Here is a 12,645-nt window from a genome sequence, read left to right on the forward strand (position 1 = left end):
GGGGTTCAAAGACAGGCTCGGCGCGGGCCCCGCCGCGCGGAGCCTCGGGGCGGCGTCGTGCCGGGCCTCAGGGCAGTTTCGGCGCCCCGCACCCGTGGGCCCGCGCCGAGCGCTCCGCGAACTCCCTCAGCGCGGCCCGCTCGTACGCCAGGTCGCTCGCGGACGGCTTCGTCGCGTGGCGCCTGCCCCGGGCGTCGTACTCACTCCGGTCGGCCACGTCGTCCCGCACGGTGAACAGCGCGGGTCCGCCCCCGCCCCGGCACGTCGCACTCGCCCAGTGACCGCCGCCCGCGAGCCGGCCCGCGGCGGCCTCGCCCGGGCCGGGCTTCTCGGCGTACCGGCCCTGGTGTTCCCGGTAATCGAGGCGCTGGGTCTCCGCGTACGGGCCGTAGTACGCGACGAGGTGATAGCGGTCGGCCTCGTCCAGCGGGGTGAGGAGCGGCACGCCGGTCCTGCCGCCCGCCACGACGCAGACCTCGACCGGCCCGCCGGAGCTCGCGCTCTCCCACGCCCGGGAGATCCGCCCGCCGCGGCCGGGCACCCCCCGGCAGGTCCCGGAGGCGTCGGCCAGCGGAACGTCCTCATCGCGGTTCACCGGGAGCGCCACCGTGCGCGGCGCCTCGCCCAGGTCGGCGTCGCAGCCCCACTTCCCGGCCGCCTTCGCGGCCGTCGCGGTGGCGATCCGCGCGTACGCCGTGCGCCTGCGCGGGTCGTCGAGGGTGACGTCCTCCTCCTGCACGCCCACCGTGACGAGCAGGCCGCCGCCGTCGCGGGCGCACTCCAGGAGCACCGCGACGGTCGCCGATCCGTCGCCGGACGAGGACCCGTTGGACTCCTCGGTGCTGAAGAGGCCGTGCCAGCCGTGACCGAGGGCGGCGGGCGGCAGGTCGGTGGAGACCGTGGGGTACAACGGGCCGAAGCCGCGCGGCAGATCGGCGGGCCGGTCGGCGGAGGTCCCGTCCGTCGCGTGTTCCGGCACCTGCTGCACGTCGACGTCGACCGAGGCGTCGCGCGTCGGGTGCCCCGCGTGGTGCTCGGTGTCGCGGCTGACGCTGCACGACTCCTGCCGGATCTCGCCCCGGTCGTGCTCCTCGGGACGGCCCGCGTCGCGGAGCCCGGACCTGCCGGGTCCGCTCCGGTACGGCCCGTCGCCGAGCACGGCCCGCAGCTCCTGCGCGGGCAGCACGCCCCGGCACGCCTCGTCGAGGACCTGCCGCGCCACGCTGCGCTCGTGCGGGCCGCCCCACCAGTAGTAGCCGCCCGCGATCAGGGCCAGGGCGACGAGCGCCCCGCAGGACGACAGGACCACGCGCCCCGCCCTGGTCCCCCACGTCAGCCGTGCCACCGCGCCACCTCTCCCATGACCTTCGTGTCCCGGCAGTGCGCGCGCCGCGGCCAGCCGTCGGGCGCCTTCAGATAGCGGTCGAGCACGGCACGCGCCCGCTGCGAGATCCGCCGCTGGTCCGCCCGTTCCAGCACGAGCGTGTCGTCCTCCAGCGTGGAGTCGGCGTCGAACTCGGGCATCACCGTGACGCGGTGGTAGGTCGGCCCCGCCACGCACTCGGACCGCGCCCACAGGGCGAGTTCGGGGCCGTCGCCGGACCGTTCGACCGTCACCGGTCGGCCGACGGTGGACGGCGCCTTCGGGTCGGGCACCTGTGCGCCGTCCTGGTAGCGGTCGTACGCGCCGGCCGCGAGGACACCCGACCAGCTCTGCGCGCCCGCGGCCTTGATCGTGAGGTCGCCGGGGGAGCCCAGGGTGTCGTCCCACCGGCCGGCGCACTCGCCCGCGCGGCGGCTGTACGCCGTGTCGCTCCCGGCGAACGACCACTTCCCGGGGGTGAGCCGCAGCTCCTCGGGGGAGAGCCAGGCACAGAGCTTCGGGGCCTTCGCGGAGGCGGGCGCGCCACCGGTGCCCAGAGGCTCGCCGCCGCAGCCCTGCTTCCCTGTGACCCAGTCGGCGACCCGCATCGCCGTGCGGGCGGCGAGCCGTTTGTCGGCCTTCGGTACGTGGTACTCCTCGGCCTCCGACGGCAGTTCCACGGAGACGAGCAGGTCCCGTGCCGACCGGACCCGGCCGGAGAGCCCGTTCGGGCAGTCGACGAGCAGCGAGGCCGTCACCGCGCTGCCGTGCAGCCGGTCGTCGGAGCCCACGGCGCCCATCGCGCTCTCCGGCAGGGACAGCCCGAAGTCGCCGGTGACCTCGTCCGGCGGGGTGCGGGTCAGGACGGCCTCGGCCCGTACCCGGGCGCGGGCGTCCGGCTCCCAGGCGTCACCGCCGCCGCCCCAGGACAGCGAACAGTCCAGGAGCGCGCGGCTCGGCTGCCGGGGCCGCAGCATCGTCCCGAACTCGTCGAGGACGCCCCGCTCGTCGTCCGGCACGAAGGAGCGCAACGCGTCGGGGAGCAGGCCGGCGCAGGCCCGCGTCAACTGCTCCTGGTTGGCGGCGAACCGGTCCTCGCGGTCCGCGGCCCGCGACACCGCGATCCAGGTCACCGACGACGCGACGAGCAGCACCCCCACCAGCGAGGCCGTCAGCCAGGTGCGCCGCCGCGCCGCACGCGACGCGCCCTCCTTGGGCATGGTGCTCCCCTTCCCCCGTGAACGGCACCATGATCGGAGCCATGACCGGAGTGGACGCTATCAATCCGCCGTGGCGCGACGGCGGGCCGGGACCCTTGCCGCCGGTGGGGACCTCTGCTTGACTCCGCTCGCCGAACGCCCCCGGAACGCCGTGCACGTCACCGTTGGAGGCCGCCATGGAGATCACCCGCAGACACCTGCTGTCCGCCCTGTCGGCCACCGGTCTCCTGGCGGTGGTCCCGGTGGTCCCGGTGGTCCCGGTGGTCCCGGTGGGCCGGGTGAGCGCGGCCACCGCCGCGGCGGACCGCGCCCGGCTGCTCGCCAACACCGTGGCCGTCTTCGCCGGGACCGCCGCGTCCAACGCCCGCCCCGAGACGGCCGCGAAGCTCGCCGCCGTCGAGAAGACGGCGCGGGCGGGCCTCAAGGCGATGGACGACGCGGGCGCGGGTGAGCTCTTCGCGGGCCTGGTCCTCGGCACCGACGAGGCCAACCTGAACACCGCCTACCGCAGGCTCTACGAGATCGCCCTCGCGACCCGCGCGCCGGGCATGGCCCCTGACCTGTACGGCAGCACGGCCGTGCAGCGCCGGGTGATCGACGGGCTCGCCTGGCTCCACGAGCACTACTACGGGGACCAGTCCAAGGGGTACTACGGCAACTGGTTCCACTGGGAGATCGGGATCTCCCAGCACATCAGCAAGACCCTGGTCCTGCTCGCCGACGCGGTGGCCGCCCACCGCCCCGAGCTGGTGGCCACCTACGTCGCAGCCATGGACGCCTACCTCCGCAACGGCACCGGCGGCGACGTCGACCTCGACTCGCGCTTCCACACCGGCGCCAACCTCGCCGACATCACCACCAACCGGATACTGCAGGGCGCTCTCCTGGGCGAGCCCGGCGATTCCCGGATCCGCAAGGCCCTCACCGACCAGCTGACGGTCTTCGCCACGATCGACCCGTACGACCTCAGACACGGGGTGGCGGACGGCCATTACGCGGACGGCTCCTTCATCCAGCACGCCTCCGTCGCGTACACCGGTTCGTACGGCAAGGGGCTGCTCACCCGCGTCGTACAGACCCTCAAGATCCTGGACGGCACGGGCTTCGCCCACGGCGAGGAGCTCGTGCCGACGGTGTCCGGCTGGGTGCGGAACGGCTTCGCCCCGCTGATGTTCGAGGGCTGGATGATGGAGATCGTCAAGGGCCGCGCGGTGGCGCGCACGGACTCCGGGTACACCGACGCGGCGGTGGTCGTGGAGGCCGTCGTCGACCTCTCCTCGCTCGCCGCGGGCGCCGAGGCCACCGCCCTGAAGAGCTACGTCAAGCACCTCAGGGCCACCTCGCGGGCCGCCATCGACCCGGCCCGTTTCGTCTCCCCGGTCAGCATCGTGCGCTACGCCGACATCCTCGGCGACGCCGCCGTCCCGGCCGCGGACCTCAACGCCCCGGCGCGCAGCGTCGCGTTCAACGCCATGGACAAGACCGTGCACCGCAGGCCGGGCTACGCCTTCGCCCTCGCGCGGAGCTCGGACCGGATCAGCAAGTACGAGTACATGAACGGCGAGAACCTCATGCCGTGGTTCCAGGGCGACGGGGCGTACTACCTCTACCTCGCCGGGCAGGACCAGACGCAGGCGTACGGCGTCGACTACTACACCACGGTCTCGCCCTACGGCCTCGCGGGCGTCACCGCGCCCGTCCAACAGCGGCACACCGTACCGGAGTTGTACGGCAAGCCGTACTACGACAACCCCGGCCACCCGCTCCACTTCACGTCGTCCTCCGAGTCGCAGAACGCGTACGTCTACTTCCCGCGCGGCACCAACCGGTACTCGGGCGGCGCCGTCCTCGGGGCCTACGGCGCGGCCGGAATGGTGCAGTCCAACGACGTGGCCCACCGCGACCGGCACCTGCTGCCCGACGACTTCGTGGTCTACCGGGGCGCGACGGCGACGAAGTCGTGGTTCCTGCTCGACGACGAGATCGTGGTGCTCGCCGCCGACGTCGGCGACGCCGCGGGCCGCGCCGTCACCACCACCGTCGACGCCCGCACCGCCGCCGTGACCGACCGCACCTCGCTCACCGGCATGCTGCGCGACGGCCGCCCCTGGACCGGCCCCGGCACCGCCGGCCTGCGCTGGCTGCGGCACGCCAACGCCACCCAGGGGACCGCCGTCGGCTATCTGTTCCTCGACACCCCGCCGGTACGGGTGACGCTGGCCGAGGTCACCCGCAGCCGCCGGGCCGTGCGCACCGCCAACCCCGATACGGAGGTGACCCGTTCGGTCCTCGGCATCACGATCGACGGACCTGCGGGCTCCGAACCCGCCCGTCTCGCCTACGCGTTGGTGCCGAACGCCGACGAGGACCAGCTGCGCGCCCACCGCCATGGGCCGCTGCGGGTCCTCGCCAACTCCGCGCGCCTACAGGCCCTCGCCCACTCCGGCCTCGGCCTGACGGCCGCGAACTCCTTCACCCCCGGCCGGCACCGGACCGCGGGCCTGCACGTGCACGGACCCGCCTCGGTCATCCTGCGCCGGGAGCGCCGCGCCGCGACCGTCTCCCTCGCGGTGTCCGACCCGACGATGGACCGGGACGCCGTGCCGTTGCTGCTCCCCGGCCGTCCCCTGCGAAAGGTCATCGGGGATCCGGAGGTCCGGGTGCGCCGGGTGCCGGGCGGCACCCGCGTCGAGGTCGACACCCATCACGCCTACGGCAGAAGCTTCACGGCTACGCTGTCGGGCTGAAGCCCCCGCCGTACGCCGCCTGCTGTCGGGCCATCAACTCTCATCAACACTGATGGCCTGCACCGGGCAGGCCCGCGCCGCCTCCCGTACCAAGGGGTCGCCGCCGCCGTCCTGGCGGCCGGGCAGGACCTCGCTGAGGCCGTCGTCGTCCTGGGTGAAGACACGCGGCGCGGTGAGCGCGCACATGCCCGCGCCCACGCACCGGTCCTTCGCCACGTGAATCGCCGTGCTCGCCATGGCCGACTCCTACCAGGTGACGGGGAGTTCGAGCATCCCCTGGAGCGTGTCGCCCGGCTTGAAGGGGATGTCCTGCGCGGGCGCCGCGAGCCGCAGCCCCGGCAGCCGTTCGAAGAGGGTGCCAAGGGCGATCTCCATCTCGGCGCGTGCGAGGTTCTGGCCCAGGCACTGGTGGATGCCGAAGCCGAAGGCGACGTGATGACGGTCCGGGCGGTGCCAGTCCAGCTCCTCGGGGGCCTCATAGGCCATGTCGTCCCGGTTGATGAGGGACGTGGCGAAGACGACGCCGTCGTCGGCGCGGATGGTGCTGCCCGCGTACTCGATGTCCTCCGTGGCCACCCGCAGCAGCCCCTCCGCGATGGACAGGAAGCGCAGCAGCTCCTCGACGGCGGCGGGCATCAGCGGCGGCTCGGCCCGCAGCCCCGCGCGCAGTTCCGCCAGCCGGTCGGGGTGCTGGAGCAGGGTGAACGTGCCCAGCGAGATCATGTTGGCCGTGGTCTCGTGCCCGGCGATCAGCAGGATCGTGGCCAGCCTGACCAGTTCCTCCCGGTCGAGCGCGCCCGAGGCGAGCTGCTGCTGGATCAGCTCGTCGAGGAGCCCGTCGCCCGGTGCGGCGCGCTTGCTGTCGATCAACGCGTAGAAGTACGCGTCCAGTTCGTCCCGCGCCCGCTGGGTGTCATCGGCGGTGGGCCCGCGCAGCAGCCGTCGCGACTGCTCCTCGAAGAACTCGTGGTCGGCGTAGGGCACCCCGAGCATGGCGCAGATGACCATGGAAGGGACGGGCAGCGCGAAGGCGCTCACCAGTTCGGCGGGCGGGCCCTGCTCGATCATGGCGTCCAGAAGCCCGTCGACCGTCTCCTGGATCCGCGGCCGCATGGCCGCGATGCGCTTGACGGAGAAGCTCGGGATCAGCATCCGGCGCTGGGTGTTGTGCTCCGGGTCGTCGACGCCGAGGAGGGCGATGCGACGGTCGTCGAGCCGGGCGAAGCGCTCGGTCGGCGAGGGGAACGCCGCGTGCTGGCGGTCCGCGGACAGACGCGGGTCGACGAGCAGCTCACGCGCCGCCTTCCGCCCGGTGACCACCCATACGGAGCGGCCGTCGAAGAGATTGACGCGGGAGAGCGGGCGGGTCTCGCGCAGCGGCGCGTACGCGGTCGGCGGGTGGTAGGGACACGAGCGGTTCTGGGGGAAGGAGACGGTTTCCATCGCCTTCGTTGACTCCGTCATGGGTGTACCTCGCAAGCGCAGTTCTTCCCTCTGTCCGTGCCATTGGATGCCTAGGGCATCTATTTCGTCCACGACAAGACCGGCCAGATCGCCGCGCCGCGACATCTGTCCGGAACCACCCCCTCCGCGCAACCTGCCTGCGTCTGGGCAGGTTCGGGTGCGCGGTGGCAGCGCCACGAGCGCGAACGGCCTGCTCGCCCGGGTGCCGTTCCGCCATCGCCGCCGATGAGCAGGCGCTGTCGGCGGCCGTCACGGAGCGGATTCCGGCCGACTACGAAGCGTGGCGACTCGCGGGACCGTCTCCCGGGGCGGCCCGGTTCTGCTCACGCCTGCCTCACGTTCCGGCTCGCGTACCCGCCGTGCGAAGATCCGGGCGACCGGTGCGGCGCTGTGGAGGACGGGAATGTTCGCGATATCGCTGGGGGACGGGGCGGACCTGCGTCCGCTGGAGCCGTGGCAGGCCGAGGAGTTCCTCGCGCACATGGACCGCGGCCGCGACTACATAGGCCGCTACGTCGGACTCCCCGACATCACGGCCGACCTGGACTCCGCCCGCGCCTGGCTCCAGGTGTACGCCGACAAGGCCGCGGCCGACACCGGCCGCCTGTACGGCATCCGACTCGACGGCCGACTCGTCGGCGGCGTCCTCCTGCGCGCCTTCGACACGGCGACGGGCACCTGCGAGGCGGGCTGCTGGCTGGAACCGGCCGCTGCCGGACGCGGCCTGGTCACCCGCGCGGTGCGCGTCGTCATCGACTGGGCGATCGAGGCACGCGGCATGCACCGGGTGGAGTGGCTGGTCTCCCCGGAGAACACACCGAGCATCAACGTGGCCGCCCGCCTGGGCATGACCCGCGAGGGCCACTTCCGCGAGGACGATCCGTACCGGGGCGTACGGCAGGACACCGAGGTGTGGTCGGTGCTCGCACCCGAGTGGCGCGCGGCTCGCGGTCAGCTTCGGCCGAGGTCGGCGTAGAGGGCTATCTGAACGCCGAGAGCCACCAGAGCCACGCTCTCGACCAGGGAGACCGTCAACAGCGGCCACGTGAGATGCCCGTTGACCCAGAAGACGGTCAGCGCGGCCCCCGGGCTGACGCAGAAGGCGAGCAGGTCCACGGCGAGCTGGAGTCTTTTGCGGGTCCCTCGGCGCCGGTCCTGCCGATGAGCCGTCTCCCAGCCGAACACGTCGTCGCTCTGGTCCGCCACGCCCTTCAGCCGCGGGCTCAAAGTGCTCCGGATGTACTGCCCGATCGCCGAGATCTTCTCGTCGTTCACCAGGTAGGTCCAGCCGAGCAGCACGGCCAGGGGCGGGAGAAGCAGCAGCAGAGCCGTCCGGCTGGTGGACGGGATGGTGGCGGCGATCACCGCGGCCGTCGCGGCCAGCATGGCGTAGATGAGGTTGTCCCGTAGGGCGATGCGGCTCTTCTGCTCCGCCTTCAGCTGCTCGTACTCCACGAGAAGCACGCGTCCCAGCGTCACTTCCTCCGGCTCCGCCATCCCGTTCCCTTCCGCTCGGTGCCGGCTGCGTGGGCCGGTCTGGGGATCACGTGAGGTGGGGCAGCAGCGAAGCGAAGACGAACGCGGCGTTCCGGCTGGCGATCTGGTGGTGGCTGTCGTTCTTGTCCGGGCTCGCCGCGTCGGAGATCCCGCGGACCACGAGCCAGGCCTCGGCGGCTCCGGTCTCGCCGATGGACGAATGGACGGCCGTCGCGAGGCCGGCGCCCTCCGTCTCCACAGCGAGGATCTTCTCGTTGTACTCGCGCAGGTAGCGGCGTTCATCGGCACTCACGTCCGCGAGCACGGCCTCACCCGAGCCGATCAGGCCGCGCAGCGCTCGGTGGCCGGAGGAGCCGGGCAGCGGCCAGGGTTCTCCGTGCGACGTGAAGAAGCTGTTGACGGCGTGCTGGACGCCGGCCGTGACGGTGTGGCTGCGGCCCCGGCGGAGTACACCCTGTGGCGTTACTTTGCGCGGCTCGTAATGGACGACTTCCTGCGCGATGACGACATCACCCAGGTGCACGTCCGGATGGATGGAGCCGGCGATCCCCACCAGCGCGACCAGCCGCGGAGCGCACTCCCTTCGCAACTGCTCGACCGCGCTGCCCGCGAAGTGCTGTCCCGGCAGGAGCGACTGGGTCAGGGACAGCCGGATGGTCCGGGCGCCGGCCTCGCGGACGAACTCATGGAAGACAGTGCCCTGCAAAGTGCGCCGTTCGGTGTGCGCACCCCACTGCGCGAGCTCGTCGATCGCGGCGCGGGTCTCCACGGGGAGCACCGTGACCACACCCACGTGCCACACCTGCTCCTTCGGCTTCCGCTCCTCGGCCCGGGCCGGCGCAGTCCCGGCTTCCTCCGCGGCGGCCGGCGGCTGGACGGCGTGCTGCGTCACGGTCGTGCCCTTGCCCATGGCGAGGGGGCCGTTGACGCTGACGTTCCCGGAGCCGGTGTTGCTGATCCCGTAGTTGCTCATCCGGAATCTCCCCTCGTATCACTTGGAGACGCTGGTCTCCTGCCCCATCGCCGCATCCGTGACGTCGACGTTCCCGGAACCCGTGTTGATGATCCCGTTGTTCAGGATGGCGGTGGCCCGCTGCAGGAATTCTGTGGTGTCGACACCGTGCTCCTTGAGGAATTCCCCGACGGTGGCCAGCAGGCGTCGTTCGATGACCTTCGAGTGTTTGGCGACATCGAAGGTCTGGAAGTAGCTCTCGTCCGCCTCGATGGAGGCGATTTCCCGTGCGCTGAGCGAGGCACCGATGTCGAAACCGCGCTTGAGGCTTGCCGCGGTGGAGTCGGCTCCCGCACGTGCGGACCCGAACAGCAGGGTGGCGGCGGCCGGCAGGCGGAGGGGAGCCATGGCGACCGCCGGGAGGCGTCGCACACTCGCGAAGGCGGCCCGGAACGCCGCCATGCGTCCCGTCCCGCCCACGAGATCAACCACGTGATACTCCAGCCTGGTCGGCGCGAGGCCGCACGTGGTGAACTCGATGTAGAGGGTGCGCCCTTGAAGAGATACGTGAACGAAGATGGTCGTCACCAGGTCGCCGCCCCACGACTCCACCCGGCAGGTCAGGTGGTGACGGGCGGTCTCCGTGGGGCTGTCCAGCATGCGCCGCACCAGGTCGGCACCCGGCGCCGTGGTCAGCTCACCCGCGTAGCTCTGCGCGTATCGGCCCTCCACGAAAAGGGAATCGTCCACGATGAGGCCGGGCAGCCGGGTCTCGGGATCCTCTTCTGTGCCCAACGCGGTGATGGCCTGCCGGAGTTCTTCGACAAGATCCCAGGTAGGGAAGGGCTTCTTCGCGAACTCCACATCCTTCTCGCCGCCGATCCCCTTTGTTTCCACCAGGCGTTGGGCGAAGGACCATGTCCTCAGGCGCCGGCCACTGCCGATGAACGGCTCGTTCCCCGAGTACACCACCATGGGGTGCCGCTGCTGGCCGTCGATGACGGAGAGCCGCCGGCTGGTCCGCGAGGGCCGGTTCATCTCCAGGTGCCGGCGCAGCCGGTTCAGCGCGAGCTGGCGCAGGACGTCCGTTGCCGCGAGGACCACGCAGGGCGCCACCGCGACGAGGGCGGCCGTTCGGAACCCCCGCATCCCGTCGTCCGCCAGCAGTACGGCAAGGGCAAGCACGGTGGCCAGTGCCGCCACGTACATGCCGTTCTCCAGGGACTTGGGCGGCGGTTCACGAGAACTTTCGTCGTCCGCCGTGCCGGTGCGCAGACCGGACCAGCGACTGGAGAGGCGCGCGGCCAACGTGCCCAGGAGCGCGAGGTCGACGAGGACGGCCGTGGCGAAGAACGCGGCGGCGGGCTGGGTGATGAGGGCCGCGCAGAAGACCGCGAGGAGCACGGCGTCCTCGACCGTGGACAGCCACCAGGCCCGCCAGGCATGGGCCAGTACGGGGATCAGGTCGTATCCGTAGGAGGGTGCGACGCGGCGCCGGCGCGCGTTGTAGACCTCATGGATGACCGCGGTGCGGAACCGGGCGTCCACGTACACGCCTGCGCACAAGCGGCGGGTCGCGGCTCGGTCCTGCACCCCCAGTGCCCCCACCGGTGTCTCGGGTATCGCCATCTGTCCCCCCGTTCCGCCCCCCCGGGCACGAATGTGGCAGGCAGCGTAGCCACCGCCGCGCTGAGGGAACAGCTCAATGCCGGACGTCCTGCGGCCCGTTCGGAGGCCGTCGGCCCGGGGAGGGCAGGCGCACCTCCGGGCCGCCGGGGTGGTGTCACAGAACTCGTGCGTGGGGGGCGCGGGGACCGGCCGGGGAGGCCGTCGAAAAAGCGGTGGCGTCGGGTTCGGGGCGGTGGCTAGGCTCCGGGATGTTCCCGGGAGGCCGCATGGCCGTCCGGACCGACCGCGCTGGGACTGGAGGTGTTGACCGATGGCTGTCGTTGCGATGGGCGCTGCCCGCATCCGGAAGTTCATCAAGTCCACCTCCGTGGCCTCCGGCTGATCTGATCGACCTCCGCGCCGACCGTGCGCGGACGCCGGGGCCGCCCCTGTGAAGGGTCACCCCTTGTCTTCCTCTTCTTCTCTTCCGTCTTCCTCGTCCTCCTCTTCGCCGTTCTCTTCCCCGTTCTCTTCGGGGATCTCCTCGCATCCCCTCGCCGCGTACGGCTGGGACGCGGGCTGGGAGGCCGAGTTCGCGCCGTACGCGGCGCGGGAGCTGGTCGCCGGGCGTGTCGTCCGGGTCGACCGCGGGCAGTGCGACGTCGTCACCGCCGACGGGACCGTGCGGGCCGACACCGAGTTCGTCACCCCGCGCGACCCGCTGAAGGTCGTGTGCACCGGTGACTGGGTCGCCGTGGACCCGGCCGACCGCGACCCCCGCTACGTACAGGCGTACTTGCCGCGGCGTACGTCCTTCGTGCGCTCCACCTCGTCCAAGCGGTCCGAGGGGCAGATCCTCGCGGCCAACGTCGACCACTCGATCATCGCGGTGCCGCTCGCCGTGGAGCTCGACCTCGCGCGGATCGAGCGCTTCCTCGCGCTGGGCTGGGAGTCGGGCGGGCAGCCCGTCGTCGTCCTCACCAAGGCCGACCTCGTGCCGGACGCCGCCACGCTCGGCCACCTCGTCGAGGACGTGGCGACCACGGCGCCCGGCGTGCAGGTCCTCCCGGTCAGCGCCGCCACCGGGGAGGGCGTCGACGTCCTCGCCGCCGTCGTCTCCGGCGGCACGTCGGTGCTGCTCGGTCAGTCCGGCGCCGGCAAGTCGACGCTGGCCAACGCGCTTGCCGGCGCCGACGTCATGGAGGTCCGGGCGATCCGTGACGTCGACGGCAAGGGGCGGCACACCACGACGACGCGCAACCTCATCCCGCTGCCCGGCGGCGGGGTCCTCATCGACACCCCGGGGCTGCGCGGCGTGGGCCTGTGGGACGCCGAGAGCGGCGTCGGGCAGGTCTTCTCCGAGATCGAGGAGCTGGCGCAGCGCTGCCGGTTCCACGACTGCGCCCATGGCGCGGAGCCGGGGTGCGCGGTGCTCGGCGCCGTCGAGGACGGCACGCTGCCGGAGCGCCGTCTCGACAGCTACCGCAAGCTGATCCGCGAGAACCAGCGCATCGTCGCCAAGACGGATGCGCGGGCGCGGGCGGAGATGCGGAGGCAGTGGCGGTTGCGGGGGGCGGAGGGGAAGGCGGCGATGGAGGCCAAGCGGGGGCGCTTGCGCTGAGCTCGGGCGGGGTGGGTGCGTGGGGATCTGTGCGTGGGGATCTGCGGGGCGGGGGTGGCTGGTCGCGCGGTTCCTCGCGCCCCTGAAAGATCGCGCAGTTCCCCGCGCCCCCAAGAGATCGCGCAGTTCCCCGCGCCCCCAAGAGGCCGCGCCGTTCCCCGCGCCCCCAAAAG

General features: G+C 72.3%; 10 protein-coding genes. 3 read left to right on the forward strand and 7 right to left on the reverse strand.

Going from position 1 to position 12,645, the window contains the following annotated elements; translation table 11 throughout:
* Positions 1–67: 67 nt before the first annotated feature.
* Together ACFVYL_RS08730 and ACFVYL_RS08735 are read right to left on the reverse strand one after the other, a co-directional pair.
* Positions 68–1,345, reverse strand: coding sequence for a hypothetical protein (locus ACFVYL_RS08730; protein WP_389713881.1), 1,278 nt, complete (start codon positions 1,343–1,345; stop codon positions 68–70).
* Positions 1,333–2,583 carry a hypothetical protein gene (locus ACFVYL_RS08735; RefSeq protein ID WP_389713882.1) on the reverse strand — a complete coding sequence of 417 codons (1,251 nt, stop codon included), beginning with the start codon at positions 2,581–2,583 and terminating at the stop codon, positions 1,333–1,335. The genes ACFVYL_RS08730 and ACFVYL_RS08735 overlap by 13 nt, the downstream gene beginning before the upstream one ends.
* A 176-nt stretch (positions 2,584–2,759) precedes the next feature.
* Here ACFVYL_RS08735 and ACFVYL_RS08740 point away from each other — a divergent pair, with 176 nt between their 5' ends.
* The gene (locus tag ACFVYL_RS08740) at positions 2,760–5,330 is read left to right on the forward strand and encodes a polysaccharide lyase family 8 super-sandwich domain-containing protein (RefSeq protein ID WP_389713883.1); all 2,571 of its coding nucleotides are present in this window, start codon (positions 2,760–2,762) and stop codon (positions 5,328–5,330) included.
* Between the two features lie 33 nt (positions 5,331–5,363).
* Here ACFVYL_RS08740 and ACFVYL_RS08745 read toward each other — a convergent pair whose 3' ends face one another.
* Together ACFVYL_RS08745 and ACFVYL_RS08750 are read right to left on the reverse strand one after the other, a co-directional pair.
* Positions 5,364–5,567: a ferredoxin gene (locus tag ACFVYL_RS08745; protein ID WP_389713885.1), complete on the reverse strand. Its 204-nt coding sequence runs from the start codon at positions 5,565–5,567 to the stop codon at positions 5,364–5,366.
* 9 nt (positions 5,568–5,576) lie between these two features.
* Positions 5,577–6,794: a cytochrome P450 gene (locus ACFVYL_RS08750; RefSeq protein ID WP_389713887.1), complete on the reverse strand. Its 1,218-nt coding sequence runs from the start codon at positions 6,792–6,794 to the stop codon at positions 5,577–5,579.
* A 403-nt stretch (positions 6,795–7,197) separates the two neighbouring features.
* Between ACFVYL_RS08750 and ACFVYL_RS08755 the strand changes: the two genes are divergently transcribed.
* A complete protein-coding gene (locus ACFVYL_RS08755) occupies positions 7,198–7,770 on the forward strand; it encodes a GNAT family N-acetyltransferase (protein WP_389713888.1) in 573 nt (190 codons plus the stop codon).
* Here the strand turns inward: ACFVYL_RS08755 and ACFVYL_RS08760 are convergent.
* From ACFVYL_RS08760 to ACFVYL_RS08770, 3 genes are read right to left on the reverse strand one after another with little or no spacing between them, the layout of a single operon-like run.
* Positions 7,746–8,291, reverse strand: coding sequence for a hypothetical protein (locus tag ACFVYL_RS08760; protein ID WP_389713889.1), 546 nt, complete (start codon positions 8,289–8,291; stop codon positions 7,746–7,748). The two genes, ACFVYL_RS08755 and ACFVYL_RS08760, sit on opposite strands and share 25 nt — an antisense overlap.
* Before the next feature lie 46 nt (positions 8,292–8,337).
* Positions 8,338–9,264: a hypothetical protein gene (locus ACFVYL_RS08765; protein ID WP_389713891.1), complete on the reverse strand. Its 927-nt coding sequence runs from the start codon at positions 9,262–9,264 to the stop codon at positions 8,338–8,340.
* 18 nt (positions 9,265–9,282) lie between these two features.
* Positions 9,283–10,872, reverse strand: a complete 1,590-nt coding sequence (locus ACFVYL_RS08770) for a hypothetical protein (protein WP_389713892.1) — start codon at positions 10,870–10,872, stop codon at positions 9,283–9,285.
* 517 nt (positions 10,873–11,389) lie between these two features.
* Between ACFVYL_RS08770 and rsgA the strand changes: the two genes are divergently transcribed.
* Positions 11,390–12,472 (forward strand): ribosome small subunit-dependent GTPase A, encoded by a 1,083-nt coding sequence (gene rsgA, locus ACFVYL_RS08775; protein ID WP_389713965.1) that lies wholly within the window; start codon positions 11,390–11,392, stop codon positions 12,470–12,472.
* The last annotated feature ends 173 nt before the right edge of the window (positions 12,473–12,645 follow it).

It is taken from the genome of Streptomyces sp. NPDC058308 (assembly GCF_042880275.1).
In the GTDB taxonomy this organism is placed as follows: Bacteria; Actinomycetota; Actinomycetes; order Streptomycetales; family Streptomycetaceae; genus Streptomyces.